Annotated in this window: 17 protein-coding genes; 4 read left to right on the top strand and 13 right to left on the bottom strand. The window is 65.7% G+C overall.

The genetic code is table 11. From position 1 onward, the window contains the following. Window positions 1-16: 16 nt before the first annotated feature. Complete coding sequence (locus ACWV14_RS18800) at window positions 17-1,126, top strand: phosphotransferase (protein WP_454903025.1); 1,110 nt, start codon at window positions 17-19, stop codon at window positions 1,124-1,126. A gap of 31 nt (window positions 1,127-1,157) precedes the next feature. After that, window positions 1,158-2,429: an acyl-CoA dehydrogenase family protein gene (locus tag ACWV14_RS18805; protein WP_081270383.1), complete on the top strand. Its 1,272-nt coding sequence runs from the start codon at window positions 1,158-1,160 to the stop codon at window positions 2,427-2,429. 80 nt (window positions 2,430-2,509) lie between these two features. Here ACWV14_RS18805 and ACWV14_RS18810 read toward each other — a convergent pair whose 3' ends face one another. From ACWV14_RS18810 to ACWV14_RS18830, 5 genes are all read right to left on the bottom strand, one after another. After that, window positions 2,510-3,004 carry a GNAT family N-acetyltransferase gene (locus ACWV14_RS18810; protein ID WP_454903026.1) on the bottom strand — a complete coding sequence of 165 codons (495 nt, stop codon included), beginning with the start codon at window positions 3,002-3,004 and terminating at the stop codon, window positions 2,510-2,512. Then, window positions 3,001-4,338 carry a phosphoglucosamine mutase gene (gene glmM / locus ACWV14_RS18815; protein ID WP_454903027.1) on the bottom strand — a complete coding sequence of 446 codons (1,338 nt, stop codon included), beginning with the start codon at window positions 4,336-4,338 and terminating at the stop codon, window positions 3,001-3,003. The genes ACWV14_RS18810 and glmM overlap by 4 nt, the downstream gene beginning before the upstream one ends. Further along, window positions 4,335-5,150, bottom strand: a complete 816-nt coding sequence (gene folP, locus ACWV14_RS18820) for a dihydropteroate synthase (protein WP_454906023.1) — start codon at window positions 5,148-5,150, stop codon at window positions 4,335-4,337. The genes glmM and folP overlap by 4 nt, the downstream gene beginning before the upstream one ends. A gap of 109 nt (window positions 5,151-5,259) precedes the next feature. After that, window positions 5,260-7,176 (bottom strand): ATP-dependent zinc metalloprotease FtsH, encoded by a 1,917-nt coding sequence (gene ftsH, locus ACWV14_RS18825; RefSeq protein WP_081267244.1) that lies wholly within the window; start codon window positions 7,174-7,176, stop codon window positions 5,260-5,262. A gap of 167 nt (window positions 7,177-7,343) precedes the next feature. Beyond that, window positions 7,344-8,012, bottom strand: a complete 669-nt coding sequence (locus ACWV14_RS18830; RefSeq protein WP_454903028.1) for an RlmE family RNA methyltransferase — start codon at window positions 8,010-8,012, stop codon at window positions 7,344-7,346. A 33-nt stretch (window positions 8,013-8,045) separates the two neighbouring features. Between ACWV14_RS18830 and ACWV14_RS18835 the strand changes: the two genes are divergently transcribed. Beyond that, window positions 8,046-8,525: a YhbY family RNA-binding protein gene (locus ACWV14_RS18835; RefSeq protein ID WP_422086951.1), complete on the top strand. Its 480-nt coding sequence runs from the start codon at window positions 8,046-8,048 to the stop codon at window positions 8,523-8,525. Between the two features lie 41 nt (window positions 8,526-8,566). Beyond that, complete coding sequence (locus ACWV14_RS18840; protein WP_454906025.1) at window positions 8,567-9,286, top strand: glycosyltransferase; 720 nt, start codon at window positions 8,567-8,569, stop codon at window positions 9,284-9,286. Window positions 9,287-9,326: 40 nt separating this feature from the next. On the opposite strand, the gene ACWV14_RS18845 is transcribed toward ACWV14_RS18840, so the two are convergent. The 8 genes from ACWV14_RS18845 to lpxB all read right to left on the bottom strand — a co-directional run bounded on the left by ACWV14_RS18845 (window position 9,327) and on the right by lpxB (window position 18,392). Continuing rightward, entirely contained in the window at window positions 9,327-9,743 is a 417-nt protein-coding gene (locus tag ACWV14_RS18845; protein ID WP_454903029.1) for a DUF4149 domain-containing protein, read from the bottom strand. 11 nt (window positions 9,744-9,754) lie between these two features. After that, the gene (greA, locus tag ACWV14_RS18850; RefSeq protein WP_056581276.1) at window positions 9,755-10,231 is read right to left on the bottom strand and encodes a transcription elongation factor GreA; all 477 of its coding nucleotides are present in this window, start codon (window positions 10,229-10,231) and stop codon (window positions 9,755-9,757) included. 66 nt (window positions 10,232-10,297) lie between these two features. After that, complete coding sequence (locus tag ACWV14_RS18855; protein WP_422086953.1) at window positions 10,298-11,167, bottom strand: Kdo hydroxylase family protein; 870 nt, start codon at window positions 11,165-11,167, stop codon at window positions 10,298-10,300. 11 nt (window positions 11,168-11,178) lie between these two features. Further along, window positions 11,179-14,427, bottom strand: a complete 3,249-nt coding sequence (gene carB, locus ACWV14_RS18860; protein WP_454903032.1) for a carbamoyl-phosphate synthase large subunit — start codon at window positions 14,425-14,427, stop codon at window positions 11,179-11,181. Further along, window positions 14,420-15,619, bottom strand: coding sequence for a glutamine-hydrolyzing carbamoyl-phosphate synthase small subunit (gene carA / locus ACWV14_RS18865; protein WP_454903034.1), 1,200 nt, complete (start codon window positions 15,617-15,619; stop codon window positions 14,420-14,422). The genes carB and carA overlap by 8 nt, the downstream gene beginning before the upstream one ends. Window positions 15,620-15,762: 143 nt before the next feature. Continuing rightward, window positions 15,763-16,548, bottom strand: a complete 786-nt coding sequence (locus ACWV14_RS18870; protein WP_454903035.1) for a TrmH family RNA methyltransferase — start codon at window positions 16,546-16,548, stop codon at window positions 15,763-15,765. Window positions 16,549-16,555: 7 nt separating this feature from the next. Next, window positions 16,556-17,272, bottom strand: coding sequence for a ribonuclease HII (gene rnhB / locus ACWV14_RS18875; RefSeq protein WP_454903036.1), 717 nt, complete (start codon window positions 17,270-17,272; stop codon window positions 16,556-16,558). After that, window positions 17,244-18,392, bottom strand: coding sequence for a lipid-A-disaccharide synthase (gene lpxB / locus ACWV14_RS18880; RefSeq protein ID WP_454903037.1), 1,149 nt, complete (start codon window positions 18,390-18,392; stop codon window positions 17,244-17,246). Before lpxB ends, rnhB begins: the two co-directional genes overlap by 29 nt. Window positions 18,393-18,395 lie beyond the last annotated feature (3 nt).

Raw genomic sequence — 18,395 nt, forward strand, 5'->3', positions numbered from 1 at the left:
CACCAGACAAACCGACATGAGCCAGCAGGACTTCTCCAACTTCATCGGCACCCGCGCCGTCTCGCAACAGCACGCCTTCGACATCGATGCGCTCTCCGCCTGGCTCGAGAAGAACCTCGACGGGTTCAAGGGCCCGCTGACGGTGGAGATGTTCAAGGGCGGCCAGTCGAACCCGACCTACAAGCTGGTCACGCCTTCGCAGAGCTACGTGATGCGCGCCAAGCCGGGCCCTGTTGCAAAGCTGCTGCCCTCGGCCCATGCGGTGGAGCGCGAGTTCAAGGTCATGAGCGGCCTGGCCGGTACCGACGTGCCGGTGCCGCGCATGTACTGCCTGTGCGAAGACGAAGCCGTCATCGGCCGCGCCTTCTACGTGATGGAGTTCATGCAGGGCCGCGTGCTGTGGGACCAGTCGCTGCCTGGCATGAGCAATGCCGAGCGCGCGGCCCATTACGACGAGATGAACCGCGTGATCTCGGCGCTGCACACGGTGAAGTTCGCCGAGCGCGGCCTGGCCGACTACGGCAAGCCCGGCAACTATTTCGAGCGCCAGATCGGCCGCTGGAGCAAGCAGTACAAGGCCTCGACCGACGGTGCCGGCGAGCTTTCGCAGCCCATCGCAGCCATGGAGCGGCTGATCGACTGGCTGCCCGCCCATATGCCGGCGAGCGCTCGCGACGAAAGCAAGGTGTCGATCGTCCACGGGGACTATCGCCTGGACAACGTGATGTTCCATGCCACCGAGCCGCGCATCATCGCGGTGCTCGACTGGGAGCTTTCCACGCTGGGCCATCCGCTGGCCGACTTCAGCTACCACTGCATGTCGTGGCATATGCCGCCCACCACCGGGCGCGGCATCGGCGGCGTGGACGTCGCCTCGCTGGGCATTCCCACCGAAAGCGAATACATCCGCCGCTATTGCGAACGCACCCGCATCAGCACGCCAGAGGCGCTGGCGCCCGACTGGAACTTCTACCAGGCCTACAACCTGTTCCGCATGGCCGCGATCCTGCAAGGCATTGCCAAGCGGGTCGAGGCCGGCACCGCATCGAGCGAGCAAGCCGTGGCTTCGGCCCGCGGCGCGCGCCCCATGGCCGAAATGGCCTGGCAGTTCGCCCAGAAGGCCTGACCGCCGACCCCACACCCACCAGGAGACGAAGATGGATTTCGAATACTCGGCCAAGACCAAAGACCTGCAGAAACGCGTCAAGGCGTTCATGGACGAAAACATCTACCCGGCCGAAGCCGAGTACAGCGCCGAGCTGGCCGCCAACACGGCCGCGGGCAAGCGCTGGACGGCGCTGAAGACGGTCGAGAAGGTCAAGGAGAAGGCCAAGGCGCAGGGCCTGTGGAACCTGTTCCTGCCGGTCGACAGCGCCTCGGCCTCCGGCTACTCCGGGGCCGGCCTCACCAACCAGGAATACGCGCCGCTGGCCGAGATCATGGGTGCGGTGCCGTGGGCCAGCGAGGCCTTCAACTGCTCGGCGCCCGACACCGGCAACATGGAAACCATCGCGCGCTACGGATCGGAAGAAATCAAGGCACGCTGGCTCAAGCCGCTGCTCGAAGGCCAGATCCGCTCCGCCTTCGCCATGACCGAGCCCGACGTTGCCTCGAGCGATGCCACCAACATCTCCACGCGCATCGAGCGCCAGGGCGACGAATACGTCATCAATGGCCACAAGTGGTGGATTTCCGGTGCGGCCGACCCGCGTTGCGCCGTGTTCATCACCATGGGCAAGAGCGACCCCGACGCACCCCGCCACTCGCAGCAGAGCATGGTCGTGGTGCCGGCCGACGCCAAGGGCATCCGCATCGTGCGCCCGCTCAACGTGATGGGCTACGACGACGCGCCGCACGGCCACGTCGAGATGTACTTCGAGAACGTGCGCGTGCCCGTCGGCAACATCCTGCTGGGCGAAGGCCGCGGCTTCGAGATCGCCCAGGGCCGCCTCGGCCCGGGACGCATTCACCACTGCATGCGGCTGATCGGCCTGGCCGAGCGTGCGCTCGAACTGATGTGCAAGCGCGCGTCGTCGCGTGTGGCCTTCGGCAAGACCGTGGCCTCGCAGACCGTGACGCAGGAACGCATCGCCGAAGCCCGCTGCAAGATCGACATGGCCCGCCTGCTCACGCTCAAGGCCGCATGGCTGATGGACGTGGCCGGCAACAAGGTCGCCAAGAACGAGATCGCGATGATCAAGGTAGTGGCGCCGAGCATGGCCTGCCAGGTGATCGACTGGGCCATGCAAGTGCACGGCGGCGGCGGCATGTGCGACGACTTCCCGCTGGCATACGCCTACGCCGGTGCCCGCACGCTGCGCTTCGCGGACGGCCCGGACGAAGTGCACCGCAACGCGATCGCCAAGTGGGAGCTGGGCAAGTACGCACCGAACAAGGCCGACGCCGAGATGCCGGTGACGCGCTTCTGATGGACTTGCCACCTCTTCCCTCGGGGAGAGTACTGGAGTGAGGGCCGACGGCGATCAACTCGCCTCGGCCCTTTTTCTTTTCAGAGCTTCTTCTGCAGGAACACCGCGTGCCCGAATTCCGGGTCGAGCTGGTAGCTCGCGAAGCCCTCGCGCTCGTAGGTGCGCAGCGCGGGCTTGTTGTTCGACAGCACTTCGAGCGTGAGCTTGCATGCGCCGCGCCTGCGCGCCTCCTGCTCGACCCGAGCGAACATCTTCTGCGCAACGCCCTGGCCGCGGTGGCTGGGCAGCACGACCACGTCGTGCACATTGACCAGCGGCTTGCAGGCGAAGGTCGAGAAGCCCTCCAGGCAGTTGATGAGGCCCACGGGCTGCCCGCCCTCGAAAGCGAGCACGCTGAAGGCCTGAGGACGCGCCGCCAGGGCCGCCGGAAGGTCCTGGCGCACCGCGGGGTCGAGAGGCACGCCGCCGCCGGCCGGCTCGCTCGCATAGGCGTTCAGAAGATCCACCACGGCTGCGGCCTGAACCACGTCATGGTAGTCGGCAAGAAAGACCTCGATCTGCGAGCCCGCCGTCATCGCGCGGGCTCCAGCGTGGCAGCCAGGCGCTTGGCGCAGGATTCGGCCACCTTCGCATCGCGGGCCTCGACCATCACCCGCACCAGCGGCTCGGTGCCGCTCGCGCGGATCAGCACCCGGCCGGCATCGCCGAGTTCGGCCTCGATGCGTTCGGTTTCGGCTGCCAGCGCCTTGTTGTCCTTCCAGTTCTGGTCGGGCGCAATGCGCACGTTGATCAGCGTCTGGGGGAACAGCGTGACGCCGTCGAGCAGCTGCGCCACGGTCTTGCCGCTGCGCACGCATGCCTGCAGCACCTGAAGCGCACTGACGATGCCGTCGCCGGTGGTGTGCCGGTCGAGTGCCAGCAGATGGCCGGAGCCTTCGCCGCCCAGCAGCCAGCCGCGCTTGTCGAGTTCCTCGAGCACGTAGCGGTCGCCGACCTTGGCGCGCACGAATTCGATGCCAAGCCCGCGCAGGGCAACCTCGACGGCCTTGTTGGTCATGAGCGTGCCGACCACGCCCACCGGCTTCTCGCCGCGCGCAATGCGCTCTGCCACCATCAGGTAGAGCAGCTCGTCGCCGTTGAACAGGCGCCCGCTCGCGTCGACCAGCTGCAGGCGGTCGGCGTCGCCGTCGAGTGCGATGCCGTAGTCGGCCTTCTGCGCCGTCACGGCTGCCACCAGCGCTTCGGGATGGGTGGCGCCGAAGCCCTTGTTGATGTTCAGCCCGTCGGGCGAGACACCGATGCTGCTCACCTCCGCGCCCAGTTCATGGAACACGTTCGGCGCCACCTGATAGGCCGCACCGTGCGCCGCATCGACCACCAGCCTCATGTCGCGCAGGGTGAGGTCGTTGGCGAAGGTGCTCTTGCAGAACTCGATGTAGCGGCCAGGCGCGTCGTTGAGGCGGCGGGCCTTGCCGAGGTTCGCGGAGTCGACCCACACCGGGTCTTCTTCCAGCGCGGCTTCCACCGCCAGTTCCCAGGCGTCGTCGAGCTTGGTGCCCTGCGCGCTGAAGAACTTGATGCCGTTGTCGGGGTAGGCGTTGTGGCTCGCGCTGATCACCACGCCGAGGCTCGCGCGCTGGGCGCGCGTGAGGTACGCCACGCCGGGCGTGGGCAGCGGGCCGAGCAGCACGACGTCGACGCCCGCCGAATTGAAGCCCGACTCGAGCGCCGATTCGAGCATATAGCCGGAAATGCGGGTGTCCTTGCCGATCAGCACCGTAGGGCGGGCCTGGCTCTTCTTGAGCACTCGGCCCACCGCGTGCGCGAGGCGCAGCACGAAGTCGGGAGTAATGGGCGCCTGGCCGACAGTGCCGCGGATGCCGTCGGTGCCGAAATATTTACGTGTCATGGTTGCTGTGTGTCTTGTTTTGTTTGTGTTGGCTGTTCCGCCCTCATGGCGCGCCATACGGCGATGGCTGCCACCGTGTCTCGCACGTCGTGCACGCGCACCACGGCTGCGCCGCGGTCCACCGCCAGCACCGCCGCGGCGACGCTGGGCACGATGCGCTCGCTTGCCGCTTCGATGCCCGTGACGGCCCCGATCGACGATTTGCGCGACCAGCCCAGGAGCAGCGGCAGGCCGCCCTCGAGCAGTTCGCGTTGCCGCGCCAGCAGCGCGAAATTCTGCGCCACGGTCTTGCCGAAGCCGACACCGGGGTCGAGCGTGATGCGCGAAGGGTCGACCTTCAGCGCGCGCAGCAGTTGCACCTGCGCCTGCAAGAACGACAACACTTCGGGGATCACGTCGCCACTCATCGGCACGGCCTGCATCGTTTGCGGGTCTCGGTGCATGTGCATCAGGCAGATGCCGCAGGACGGATGCGCCGCCACGGCCTCGCGCGCGCCGGGTTGGCGCAGCGCCCAGATGTCGTTGACGATGTCGGCGCCCAGGTCGAGCACCGCGCGCATGACCTCGGGCTTGTAGGTATCGATCGACAGCGGTACGTTGAGCTTCACTGCCTCGCGCACCACCGGCAGCACGCGCGCCAGTTCGGCGTCGAGCGGCACGGCGGGGCTGCCGGGGCGGGTCGATTCACCGCCGATGTCGAGGATGTCGGCGCCCTCTTTCAGCAGCTGCTCGCAGTGCTTGAGCGCAGCGTCGGTGGACGCATGCGCGCCGCCGTCGGAAAAGGAATCGGGCGTGACGTTGACGATGCCCATCACGCGCGGCTGCGCAAGATCGATGCGAAAACGCGAGGTCTGCCAGATGGCAGCGCCACCATGAAAAACGGGGCCAGAGGCCCCGTTATCGCTTGAGATCAAGCCCACCTCAGGCCGCTGTGGGCGCCGGGTCGGGATTGACGGCCGGCGTGCCACCACTGCCACCGCTGCCCGAAGGCGGGATGCGCGGCGTCCAGTCCTTGGGCGGACGCGGAGCGCGGCCGGCCATGATGTCGTCGAGCTGTTCGCTGTCGATGGTTTCCCACTCGAGCAGCGCCTTGGCCATGGCGTGCATCTTGTCGCTGTTCTCCTCGATCAGGCGGCGCGCCAGGGCGTACTGCTCGTCGATGATGCGGCGCACTTCGGAGTCGACCTTTTCCATGGTCTGCTCGCTCATGTTCGTGGTCTTGGTGACCGAGCGGCCCAGGAACACTTCGCCTTCGTTCTCTGCGTAGACCATCGGGCCCAGTGCGTCGGTCATGCCGTAGCGCGTGACCATGTCGCGTGCGATGGAGGTCGCGCGCTCGAAGTCGTTGCTGGCGCCGGTGGTCATCTGGTGCATGAACACTTCTTCGGCAATGCGGCCACCGAACAGCATGCTGATCTGGTTCAGCATGTATTCGCGGTCATAGCTGTAGCGGTCCTGCGACGGCAGGCTCATGGTCACGCCGAGGGCGCGGCCACGAGGAATGATCGTGACCTTGTGGACCGGATCGCACTTGGGCAGCAGCTTGCCGATGAGGGCGTGGCCGGACTCGTGGTATGCCGTGTTGCGGCGCTCTTCCTCGGGCATGACCATGCTCTTGCGCTCGGGGCCCATGAAGATCTTGTCCTTGGCCTTCTCGAAGTCCTGCATCTCGACCACGCGCGCATTGCGGCGGGCGGCCATCAGGGCGGCTTCGTTGCAGAGGTTGGCCAGGTCGGCGCCCGACATGCCGGGGGTGCCACGGGCGATGACGCTCGGGTTCACGTCCTGGCCCAGCGGGACCTTGCGCATGTGCACGCCGAGGATCTGCTCGCGGCCACGGATGTCCGGCAGCGTGACGTACACCTGCCGGTCGAAACGGCCGGGGCGCAGCAGCGCGGCGTCCAGGATGTCCGGGCGGTTGGTGGCAGCCACCACGATCACGCCAAGGTTGGTTTCGAAACCGTCCATCTCGACCAGCATCTGGTTGAGCGTTTGTTCGCGTTCGTCGTTGCCGCCGCCAAGGCCGGCACCGCGCTGACGGCCCACCGCATCGATTTCGTCGATGAAGATGATGCAGGGTGCGTTCTTCTTCGCGTTCTCGAACATGTCGCGGACACGGGCAGCGCCCACGCCGACGAACATTTCGACGAAGTCGGAGCCCGAGATCGAGAAGAACGGCACCTTGGCTTCGCCGGCGATCGACTTGGCCAGCAAGGTCTTGCCGGTGCCGGGAGGGCCGACCAGCAGCAAACCGCGGGGGATGCGGCCGCCGAGCTTCTGGAAGCGCTGCGGGTCTTTCAGGAAGTCGACGACTTCACGGACTTCTTCTTTTGCCTCGTCGCAGCCTGCGACGTCGGCGAAGGTGACCGTGTTGTTGTTCTCGTCCATCATGCGGGCCTTGCTCTTGCCGAAGCTGAACGCCCCGCCCTTGCCGCCGCCCTGCATCTGGCGCATGAAGTAGATCCACACGCCGATCAGCAACAGCATCGGGCCCCAGCTGACCAGCAGCGTCATGAGCAGCGAGCTCTCTTCGCGCGGCTTGACGTCGAACTTGACGTTGTGGTCGATCAGGTCGCCCACGAGGCCGCGGTCGAGCACCGTGGCGGTCGTGCGGATCTTGCGATCGTCGTTGGTGACGGCGATGATCTCGCCGCCGGCCGCACCTTCGGGAATGACGGCGCTCTTGATTTGGTTATTCCGGACCTGGTCCAGAAACTCGGAGTAGCTGACTGCTCCCGAGCCGACGCCACCGCGGGTGTCGAACTGCTTGAACACAGTGAACAACACCATGGCAATGACGAGCCATACGGCAACTTTGGAAAACCACTGATTGTTCAAACGAAGCTCCAGTCGAAAGCGCGTGACGGGAAAATGAAAATACGCGCTGTGGGTACGCAATTACGCCCCATTTTAGGCTTTTCAAGCTGCGAAAAGCGGGCATTTCCCTAAAGCAGCCATAGCCTGACAGGGGTTTGCGCCCTGTACGGGCAATCGGCGGCAAGGTATCAATGCGTATCTGAGGCCTTTAGACCCATTCCGACCAGGAAGGTCTCGGCCGATTTGTCCCGAGACGCCTTGGGCTTGAAGGGCTTCACGATGCGGAAATTGGCCTTGAAAAGCTTCACCAGATCGTCGTAGCCGCTGCCGTGGAAGAGCTTGGCTACCAGCGCGCCTTCAGGCTTCAGGTGATGCTGGGAGAAGTCGATTGCAAGCTCGATCAGGTGCGCCACGCGGGCTGCATCGGCCGAATGGATACCCGACAGGTTGGGCGCCATGTCGGACACCACCAGGTCAGCCTTGCGGCCGGCCAACACGCCGAGCAACTGTTGCAGCAGCGCATCTTCGCGGAAGTCGCCCTGCAGGAAGGTCACGCCCTCGATGGGTTCCATCGGCAGCATATCCAGGGAAATGATGGTGCCGTTGAGTTCGCCTGCCGCAGCGCCTTCGGGCGACATGCGCCTGCGCAGATACTGGCTCCAGGCCCCGGGCGTGGAGCCTAGATCGACCACCAGCTGGCCCGGCTTGACGAGCCCGAGTGACTCGTCGATCTCCTTGAGCTTGTAGGCGGCGCGAGCGCGATAGCCCTCCTTGGTGGCGAGCTTCACGTAGGGGTCGTTGATATGGTCGTGAAGCCACGCTTTGTTGACTTTTTTGCTTTTGGCTTTGGTGCTCATGGGGGTCTTCGTGTACGCGTCGATAATACGGGGATGCCCGCCATTCAACTTACCCCTGCCGAGCGCAAGGTGCACCGCGCCGAAGCTCACCACCTGGATCCGATCGTCATGGTCGGTGGAGACGGGCTCACCCCTGCCGTAAAAAAAGAAGCCGACGCGGCGCTCAAGGCCCATGGCCTGATCAAGATCCGCGTTTTCTCCGACGACCGCCTTGCCCGCGACGCCATGCTGCGCGAGCTGGCCGATGAACTCGACGCCGCCCCTATTCAACACATCGGCAAGCTGCTGGTGCTATGGCGCCCGAAGCCCGAAAAAGAGCGTGTGATCGACGAAGACCGCATGCCCGGCCCGCGCGACGTGAAGATCGTCAAGTACAGCAAGCGCGGCGGCCAGCGCCCTGAAATCAAGACACTGCGCGTGCTCGGCAACCAGCGCCTCACGCCTGGCGGCACCATCAAGCGCGCCAAAGCCAAGCGGCCGCTGTCGGCCAAGAAGCGCAACCAGTCGGACTGAGGCCGGTGGCAGTGCAAGGCGGACAGCGCCACATCCTCTGCATGAAGTGGGGCACGAAATACGGTCCCGAGTACGTCAACAGGCTCTACGCGATGGTGCGCCGCAACCTCAGCGGCGACTTCAAGTTCGTGTGCCTGACGGACGACGGCAACGGCATCCGCCCAGAGGTGACATGCCTGCCGATTCCGCAGCTCAACTTGAACCTGGCCCCCGGCCAACGCGACGGCGGCTGGAAGAAGCTCACGACCTTCGAGAAAGACCTGTACGGCCTGCGCGGCACAGCCCTCTTCCTCGACCTCGACGTGGTGGTCGTGGGCAGCCTCGACGCCTTCTTCGAGCAGCACGGCGAGTTCCTGATCATTCACGACTATCCCCGACCCTGGCGGCGCGAGCGCATCACCGGCAACTCTTCGGTCTACCGCTTCGAGATCGGTGCCCACGCGGACATCCTGGCCTACCTGCGCGCCAACATGGACAAAGTCCAGGCCGAGTACCGCAACGAGCAGGCCTACCTGTCGGACATGCTCCACAAGCAGGGCAAGCTGGCCTACTGGCCCGCGGCCTGGTGCCCGAGCTTCAAGTACCACGGCATCCCGACCTGGCCAACCAACTACTGGGAAGAGCCTTTCGTGCCCGAGGGTGCGCGCGTCATGGTGTTCCATGGCGAATGCAACCCGCCGGATGCGCTGGCAGGCCGCCGCAACCGTGCCTTCCGGTTCATCCGGCCGGCAAGCTGGGTGGCGAAATACTGGAAAGAGTGATTGATTGCAGAGGCGGTACCTGCCGCCTCCGCGCCGCGAATCAGCCCGGCTTGCGCTCGCCCATGCGCCAAAGCAGCGCACCGGCACACACCCACTGCACGAGGTACATGCCGCTGCCCACGGCGTGCCAGAGCTTGAGGTTGTCGCGCGCCACGATGCGCGGCGCCACGGCGTACTGCTGAAGCAGCGCCAGCAGCAAAGCCCCGAGAATAAGGAAAATCGCCGTCAGCGCCGGGCCGTCCATGCGGTCGTCGGCCTTGGCGCGAAAGTGAATCAGCAGGATCAGCCCGCAGGCAACGGCAATCCAGCTCTGCGCCTCGAACAGCTGCGCCGCAAAATTACCCGCCACAGACGGATTGCCGAGCCTGGCGAACAGCATCGGCACCACCAGAAAGCCGATCGTGGTGAGGCTGCCCCACCAGAAGGCGGCCAGCATCAGCGCAACACGGTCTTTCATGGTTCGAATAGTCAGAGGTAGCGAACGGCCACGATCTCGTAGCGCTTCAGGCCGCCGGGCGCCTGCACTTCGGCGGTGTCGCCCTCTTCCTTGCCGATGAGCGCGCGCGCGATCGGGCTCGAAATGTTGATGAGGCCGAGCTTCAGGTCGGCTTCGTCTTCGCCGACGATCTGATACTTCACGGCCTCGCCGGACTCCTCTTCTTCCAGTTCTACGGTCGAGCCGAATACCACCTTGCCGCCGGCGTCGAGCTCGCTCGGGTCGATGATCTGCGCGGCCGACAGCTTGCCTTCGACTTCCTGGATGCGGCCTTCGATGAAGCCCTGGCGGTCCTTGGCGACTTCGTACTCGGCGTTCTCGCTCAGGTCGCCCTGGGCGCGTGCTTCGGAGATTGCGTTGATGACCCAGGGACGGTCCACCGTCTTGAGCTGATGCAGTTCGGCACGCAGTTTTTCAGCGCCGCGCTTGGTGATCGGAATGGTTGCCATGTTGTTGGTTCTCCATAAAGCGAAACCGCCGAACGCTGCCGTTCGGCGGTCGATTGAGGGAATTGATCAGACGAGTGTGCGTCCGGTCAGCCGGCTCAGAATGGCGAGCGGGCTCGAGTCAGGATTGTATTGCTTCGATGCAGCCAGATGAAGGGTCTGCTCGAGCATGTATTGCCCGGCCATCACTGCGTGCGAGGTCTGGTCGGAGAAGCACACCCACACCGAACCGGGCGGGAACTTGGCTGTCTCCTGCGGCGAACTTTCCTGGTACGCCATGTCCGATTTCATGCCGTCGTGCAACTGCAGCATCAGGTGGTCGTACTCGCTGCGGAACGACTTGGTCACGTGCAGCGCCTGCAACAGCTTGGCCTGCCAGCGCACATAGGGCTTGGCGCGCGGCAGGAAGCGCTTGGCGATATCCTCGAAAGGCTCGCCCACGCGCCAGACGCGCGGCGCACCCTCGGGATTGACGTTGGTGAAAACACGCAGGATGCGTTCGCCGTAGTTGGGCCGCGACGGGAACGCATCGACATGCAAACGCCGATCGTCCGCGCGCCATGACTGCACGCGCGTCTCGACCTGTGCCGGCCGGTAGCTGGTGGGCGCCAGCCGCAGGGCCGGCGTGTAATGCGGCAGCAACCCGTGAATGAGCTGCGTGGCCTGCGCCCGGAAGCGCCCCACCATCGCGGCCGCCGTGCGCTGCACCGCCTCGTCGCCCACGGCGCCCTTGAGCTTGCCGTTGGCATCGAGGCTGATGTTGCGCACGTCGGGCGACAGCAGGCTCGGCGTCAGCAGGCTGCGCTCTTCGGGCAGCAGCTCGAAGCCCAGGCGCGGAAAGTACAGCACCTTGCCCGCTTCGAGTTCCGCGATCCACGCCTCGTTGGGCGTGGCCGCGTTCCAGTCCGTCAGGTCCAGTTCGACGAGCTGCGTTTCCATGATTGCGACGCTCAGGCCGCGGCCAGTTGCGCGTGCATCTCCTGCACCGAGATCACGCCCAGCTCGTCCATGAAGCCCATGCCCTCGACCGCCGCTTCGGCGCCGAAGATCGTGGTGAACGTGGTCACGCGTGCCAACAGTGCCGAGGTGCGGATCTGCCGCGAATCGGTGATGGCGTTGCGGCGCTCTTCCACCGTGTTGATGACCAGGGCAATCTCGTTGTTCTTGATCATGTCCACGATGTGCGGGCGGCCTTCGGTCACCTTGTTCACCGTCGCGCATTCGATGCCGGCGGCGCTGATCGCGGCAGCCGTGCCCTTGGTGGCGATCAGCTCGAAGCCCAGCTTGGCCAGGCCGCGCGCCACTTCCACCGCGCGTGCCTTGTCGTTGTTCTTCACCGAGATGAAGACCTTGCCCGACTTCGGCAGGTGCGTACCGGCACCGAGCTGCGACTTCACGAAGGCTTCGCCGAAGGTCTTGCCCACGCCCATCACTTCGCCGGTCGACTTCATCTCGGGGCCGAGGATGGTGTCCACGCCCGGGAACTTGACGAACGGGAACACCGCTTCCTTCACGCTGAAGTACGGCGGCGTGACTTCCTTCGTCACGCCCTGCGACTTCAGCGACTGGCCTGCCATGCAGCGCGCCGCCACCTTGGCGAGCTGGATGCCGGTGGCCTTGCTCACGTAGGGCACGGTGCGCGAGGCGCGCGGGTTCACTTCGAGCACGTAGATGACGTCCTTGCCGTCTTTCTGCTGGATCGCGAACTGCACGTTCATCAGGCCGACCACGTTCAGCGCGGCCGCCATTGCGGCGCTCTGGCGCTTCAGCTCGGCCACCGTGTCGGCGTTCAGGCTGTAGGGCGGCAGCGAGCAGGCGGAGTCGCCCGAGTGCACGCCGGCCTGTTCGATGTGCTCCATCACGCCGCCGATCAGCGTGCCGCCTTCGGCGTCGCGGATGCAGTCGACGTCGCACTCGACGGCGTCGTTCAGGAAGCGGTCGAGCAGCACCGGCGAGTCGTTGCTGACCTTGACGGCCTCGCGCATGTAGCGCTCGAGGTCGCGCTGTTCGTGCACGATTTCCATCGCGCGGCCGCCGAGCACGTAGCTCGGGCGCACCACCAGCGGATAGCCCAGTGCCGCGGCCTTCTCGAGGGCTTCGGCTTCGGTACGCGCGGTGGCGTTCGGCGGCTGGCGCAGGCCCAGCTCATGAAGCAGCTTCTGGAAGCGCTCGCGGTCTTCGGCCGCGTCGATCATGTCGGGCGAGGTGCCGATGATCGGCACGCCATTCGCTTCGAGGTCGAGCGCGAGCTTCAGCGGCGTCTGGCCGCCGTACTGCACGATCACGCCGAGCGGCTTTTCCTTGTCGACGATCTCGAGCACGTCTTCGAGCGTGAGCGGCTCGAAGTACAGGCGGTCCGAGGTGTCGTAGTCGGTCGACACGGTCTCGGGGTTGCAGTTGACCATGATGGTCTCGTAGCCGTCCTCGCGCATGGCGAGCGCGGCATGCACGCAGCAGTAGTCGAACTCGATGCCCTGGCCGATGCGGTTGGGACCGCCGCCGAGCACCATGATCTTCTTCTTGTCGGTCGGGTCGGCCTCGCACTCGTCTTCATACGTCGAGTACATGTAGGCCGTGTTGGTCGCGAACTCGGCCGCGCAGGTGTCGACGCGCTTGTAGACCGGGCGCACGCCCAGGGCGCGGCGCTTCTCGCGGATGGCCGTGTCGGTGGTCTTCAGCTGGCGCGCGAGGCGGCGGTCGGAGAAGCCCTTCTTCTTCAGCGCGAGCAGCGTGTCACGGTCGATGTCGTCGAGCGACTTGGTTTCCAGCTCGAGTTCGATCTTCACGATCTCTTCGATCTGCACCAGGAACCACGGATCGATCTTGGTCAGTGCGAACACTTCGTCCACGCTCAGGCCCATGGCGAAGGCATCGCCCACGTACCAGATGCGCTCGGGACCGGGCTCGCCCAGTTCCTTTTCGAGCACTTCGCGGTCCTGCGTCTTCTCGTTCAAGCCGTCGACGCCCACTTCCAGGCCGCGCAGGGCCTTCTGGAACGACTCCTGGAAGGTACGGCCCATGGCCATCACCTCGCCCACCGACTTCATCTGCGTGGTGAGGCGCGAATCGGCCTGCGGGAATTTCTCGAAGGCGAAACGCGGGATCTTGGTGACCACGTAGTCGATCGACGGTTCGAACGACGCGGGCGTGGCACCGCCGGTGATTTCGTTGCGCAGCTCGTCGAGCGTGTAGCCCACGGCCAGCTTGGCGGCGACCTTGGCGATCGGGAAGCCGGTGGCCTTGGAGGCCAGCGCCGACGAACGCGACACGCGCGGGTTCATCTCGATGACGACCATGCGGCCGTCCTTCGGGTTGATCGAGAACTGCACGTTCGAGCCGCCGGTGTCCACGCCGATCTCGCGCAGCACGGCCAGCGAGGCGTTGCGCAGGATCTGGTATTCCTTGTCGCTCAGCGTCTGCGCGGGGGCCACGGTGATCGAGTCGCCGGTGTGCACGCCCATCGGGTCGAGGTTTTCGATCGAGCAGACGATGATGCAGTTGTCGGCCTTGTCGCGCACGACTTCCATCTCGTACTCTTTCCAGCCGAGCAGAGACTCTTCGATCAGCAGCTCGTTGGTGGGCGAGGCTTCGATGCCGCGCTTGCAGATGGTCTCGAATTCTTCCGGGTTGTAGGCGATGCCGCCGCCGGTGCCGCCGAGCGTGAAGCTGGGGCGAATGACCGTCGGGAAACCGACGCTCTTCTGAACCGCCCAGGCCTCTTCCATCGAGTGCGCGATGCCGGAGCGGGCCGAGCCCAGTCCGATCTTGGTCATCGCGTCCTTGAACTTCAGGCGGTCTTCGGCCTTGTCGATGGCCTCGGGCGTGGCGCCGATCAGCTCGACCGGCTTGTTGGTGGCCGCGCCGGTGTACTTGTCGAGCACGCCGTTGCGCCAGAGGTCGAGCGCGCAGTTCAGCGCGGTCTGGCCGCCCATGGTCGGCAGGATCGCGTCAGGGCGTTCCTTGGCGATGATCTTCTCGACCGTCTGCCAGGTGATGGGCTCGATATAGGTGACGTCGGCCGTGGCCGGATCGGTCATGATCGTCGCTGGGTTGCTGTTGATCAGGATGACCTTGTAGCCCTCTTCGCGCAGCGCCTTGCAGGCTTGCACGCCTGAATAGTCGAACTCGCAAGCCTGGCCGATGATGATCGGGCCGGCGCCGATGATGAGGATCGATTTGAGGTCTGTGCGCTTAGGCATTCTTGTTCTCCGTCTTGTGCTTTTCCATGAGTGCCGTGAAGCGATCGAACAAATAGCCGATGTCGTGCGGGCCCGGCGAAGCTTCAGGGTGGCCCTGGAAGCAGAACGCTGGCTTGTCGGTGCGCGCCAGGCCCTGCAGCGTGTTGTCGAACAGGCTGATGTGGGTGGGACGCAGGTTGGCCGGCAGCGACTTCTCGTCGACCGCGAAGCCGTGGTTCTGGCTGGTGATGCTCACGCGGCCGTTGTCGAGATCCTTCACCGGATGATTCGCGCCGTGGTGGCCGAACTTCATCTTGAAGGTCTTGGCGCCGGAGGCCAGCGCCATGATCTGGTGGCCCAGGCAGATGCCGAAGGTGGGAATACCCGTCTCGATCAGTTCCTTGACGGCGCTGATGGCGTAGTCGCAAGGCTCCGGGTCGCCGGGGCCGTTGGCCAGGAAGATGCCGTCGGGCTTGAGCTTGAGCACGTCGGCCGCGGGCGTCTGTGCCGGCACCACGGTGATGCGCGCACCGCGCTGGGCGATCATGCGCAGGATGTTCTTCTTGACGCCGTAGTCGAAGGCAACCACATGGAACTTGGGCGTGATCTGCACGCCGTAGCCCGGCTTGCCGTTCAGGTTGACGAGCTTCCACTCGGTCTCGGTCCACTCGTAGGTCTGGGTGACCGACACCACCTTGGCGAGGTCGAGGCCGGCCATGCTCGGCGCGGCCTTGGCGGCGGCGATGGCCTTGTCGATCAACGCCTGCGTCACGGTCTCGCCTTCCGCGAGGCCCAGGATGCAGCCGTTCTGCGCGCCGTGGGTGCGCAGGTGACGCGTGAGTTTGCGGGTGTCGATGTTCGCGATGGCCACAGTCTTGCCGGCCACCAGATATTCGGTGAGCGTCGCGGTCTTGCGGAAATTGGAGGCGACGAGGGGCAGGTCCTTGATGATCAGGCCCGCGGCATGGATCTTGTCGGCTTCGATGTCTTCACCATTGACGCCGTAGTTGCCGATGTGCGGATACGTGAGGGTCACGATCTGCTGGCAGTAGCTCGGGTCGGTGAGGATTTCCTGGTAACCGGTCATGGCGGTGTTGAACACCACCTCACCGGTCGTGGAGCCGGCGGCGCCGATCGAATTGCCTTGAAAGACCGTGCCGTCTGCGAGCGCCAGGATGGCGGGCGGGAAACTTCCCTTGAGAGACAAAAGCACTGGGTTCTCCGGATGGTTACGGTCGCCCGGAGCCCCAGGACACATTGCCTGCGAGCTGCTGCTTAAGGGGATTTTGGCGTTAAAGGCGGCCGGGCGACGCTGATTTGCGAGTAAGCCCCCGATTGTAGCTCGGACTGGATGTGCTATTCGGCCTGCAGGGCCGCTCCGCTGGCATGCAGGCAAATTGCGGCGGCGGCGGCCACGTTCAGCGACTCCTCGCCGCCGGGCTGGGCAATGCGGATGTGGTGGGTGGCCCGGGCCTCCAGCGCGGCCGACACGCCCTGCCCTTCGTGCCCCATGAGCCAGGCGCAGGGGTGCGGCAAGTCGGCCTTGTGCAGCCACTCGCCGCGGTGCGAGCTGGTGGCCATGAGCGGCACCGTCAAGGCGTCCAGCGCCTCTGCGTCCACGCCTTCGATCAGCCGAAGCCCGAAATGAGCGCCCATGCCGGCACGCAGCACCTTCGGCGCCCACAGCGCGGCCGAGCCCTTGAGCGCAATCACCTGGGTAAACCCGAATGCCGCGGCGCTGCGCAGGATGGAACCGGCATTGCCGGCATCCTGCAGGCGGTCGAGCACCACGCTGGGCGCGTCGGGCAGCAATTCGGGGCGGGCCGGCAGGTCGAGCACGAAGCCCATGGGCGCCGGCGACTCCAGGCCGCTGACGCCGCGCAGGAGATCGTCGCTGACGACGACTGTCCTGACCGCGCCGCTGGCCCATTCGGCCGGCGCCTGCGGCCAGAAGGATTCGGAAAACACCGCAATCGCCGGCTTGACGCCGCGCGCCAGCGCCGCCCGGCACAGGTGATCGCCCTCGAGCCAGATGCGGCCCAGCTTGCGGTAGGCGCCCGGGTCCTGCGCCAGCTTGCGCAGATCCTTCAGCAACGGGTTGTCGCGCGAGCTGATGTGGCTGGCGCCGGTGTCGGAGGTCATTCGGGGTTCAGGGGGCGGCGCGCAGGTCGAGGCGCACGGACTCGGTCACGCCAATGACCATCGCATGAGGCGACACGGATTCCGCCCCGGCGCTCTCGGCAGCCGTGCGGGCCAGCGCCGCCGCCACCGGGCTGAAAGACCTGCGATGGTGCACGCAGGCTCCGTGGCGCTTCAGCGCCTCGAGATGCTCGGGCGTGCCGTAGCCCTTGTGGCCGGCAAAGCCGTAATGGGGAAATTCGGTGTGCAGCTGCTCGCACAGGCGGTCACGGTGCACCTTCGCCAGGATCGACGCCGCCGAGATCGCCTTGACCCGGGCATCGCCCTTGACGATGGCCTCGGCCAGCACGTCCAGCGTCGGCAGGCGGTTGCCGTCGACCAGCACCTTCACCGGCTTCAGCCGCAGGCCTTCGACGGCGCGCCGCATTGCGAGCATGGTGGCCTGCAGGATGTTGTGGGTGTCGATTTCCTCGACCGTGGCCTGCGCGATCGAGCAGCACAGCGCCTTGGCCAGGATCTGGTCGTGCAGGCGTTCGCGCTGCAGGGCGGTGAGCGTCTTGGAGTCGGCGAGCCCGCGGATCGGCCGCAGGTCGTCGAGGATCACGGCCGCCGCCACCACGGGCCCGGCCAGGGGCCCGCGCCCCGCCTCGTCGACGCCCGCCATCAGGCCCGGTGCGTCCCACACCAGCGGGGCTTGCTCAGCCTTCAAGAACTTTCTGGATCGCATCGGCGCAAAGTGTCGGCGTATCGCGCTGCAATTGCACATGCAGCTCTGAAAATCTTTGTTGCAGCGACCGGGTCTTCTCCGGGGCGTCGAGCCAGGCCAGCGTGGCCTTGGCGAGCGCCTCCGGAGTGGCGGCTTCCTGCAGCAGTTCGGGCACCACGAAGTCGCGGCACAGGATGTTGGGCAGGCCGACCCAGGGCTGCAACTGCTTGCGCTGCATAAGGCGCCAGGAGAGCGCATTCATGTTGTAGGCAATGACCATCGGCCGCTTGAACAGCGCCGCTTCGAGCGTGGCAGTGCCGCTGGCGATCAGCGTGGCGTCGCAGGCGGCGAGTGCGGCATGCGACTGGCCGTCGAGCAGTTTCACGCGGCCGGTCATGCCGCTGGCCTGCAGCAGCGCCTCGACTTCCGCGCGCAAGCTCGGAATGATGGGCGCCACGAACTGGACTTCCGGCCGCTCCTTCTGCATCAGCGCCGCGGCCGCGAAGAAGCGGGCCGCCAGGTAGCGCACTTCCGAACGGCGGCTGCCGGGCAACAAGGCCACGACCTGGGCGTCGGGCGCAAAGCCCATGGCGGCACGTGCGCCAGCGCGGTCGGGCGTCATCGGGATCACGTTGGCAAGCGGGTGGCCGACGTAGCTGCCTGCAACACCATGCTCCGCCAGCAACGCGGGCTCGAAGGGGAAGATGCACAGCACGTGGTCGGCCGCGGCCCGGACCTTCTCGATGCGCTCAGGCCGCCAGGCCCAGATCGACGGGCAGATGAAATGCACCGTCTTCATGCCGCGGCTGCGCAGGCCTGCTTCGAGGTCGAGATTGAAATCGGGGGCGTCGACGCCGATGAACAATTCGGCCCATTCGCGCAGCAGGCGGGCCTTGAGCTGGCGGCGGATGCCGGCGATCTCGGCATAGTGCCGCAGCACTTCGACATAGCCGCGCACCGCGAGCTTTTCCTGCGGCCACCAGCTCTGGAAGCCATGGGCCAGCATGCGGGGACCGCCGATGCCTACCGTCTGCAGGTCCGGCCAGCGGGCCTGCAGCCCGTCGAGCAACAGCCCCGCGAGCAAGTCGCCGGAAGCTTCGCCAGCGACCAGCGCAAAGCGTCGCTGTCCGTCCTTCTGCATCGC

The sequence above is a fragment of the Variovorax durovernensis genome (assembly GCF_977011995.1).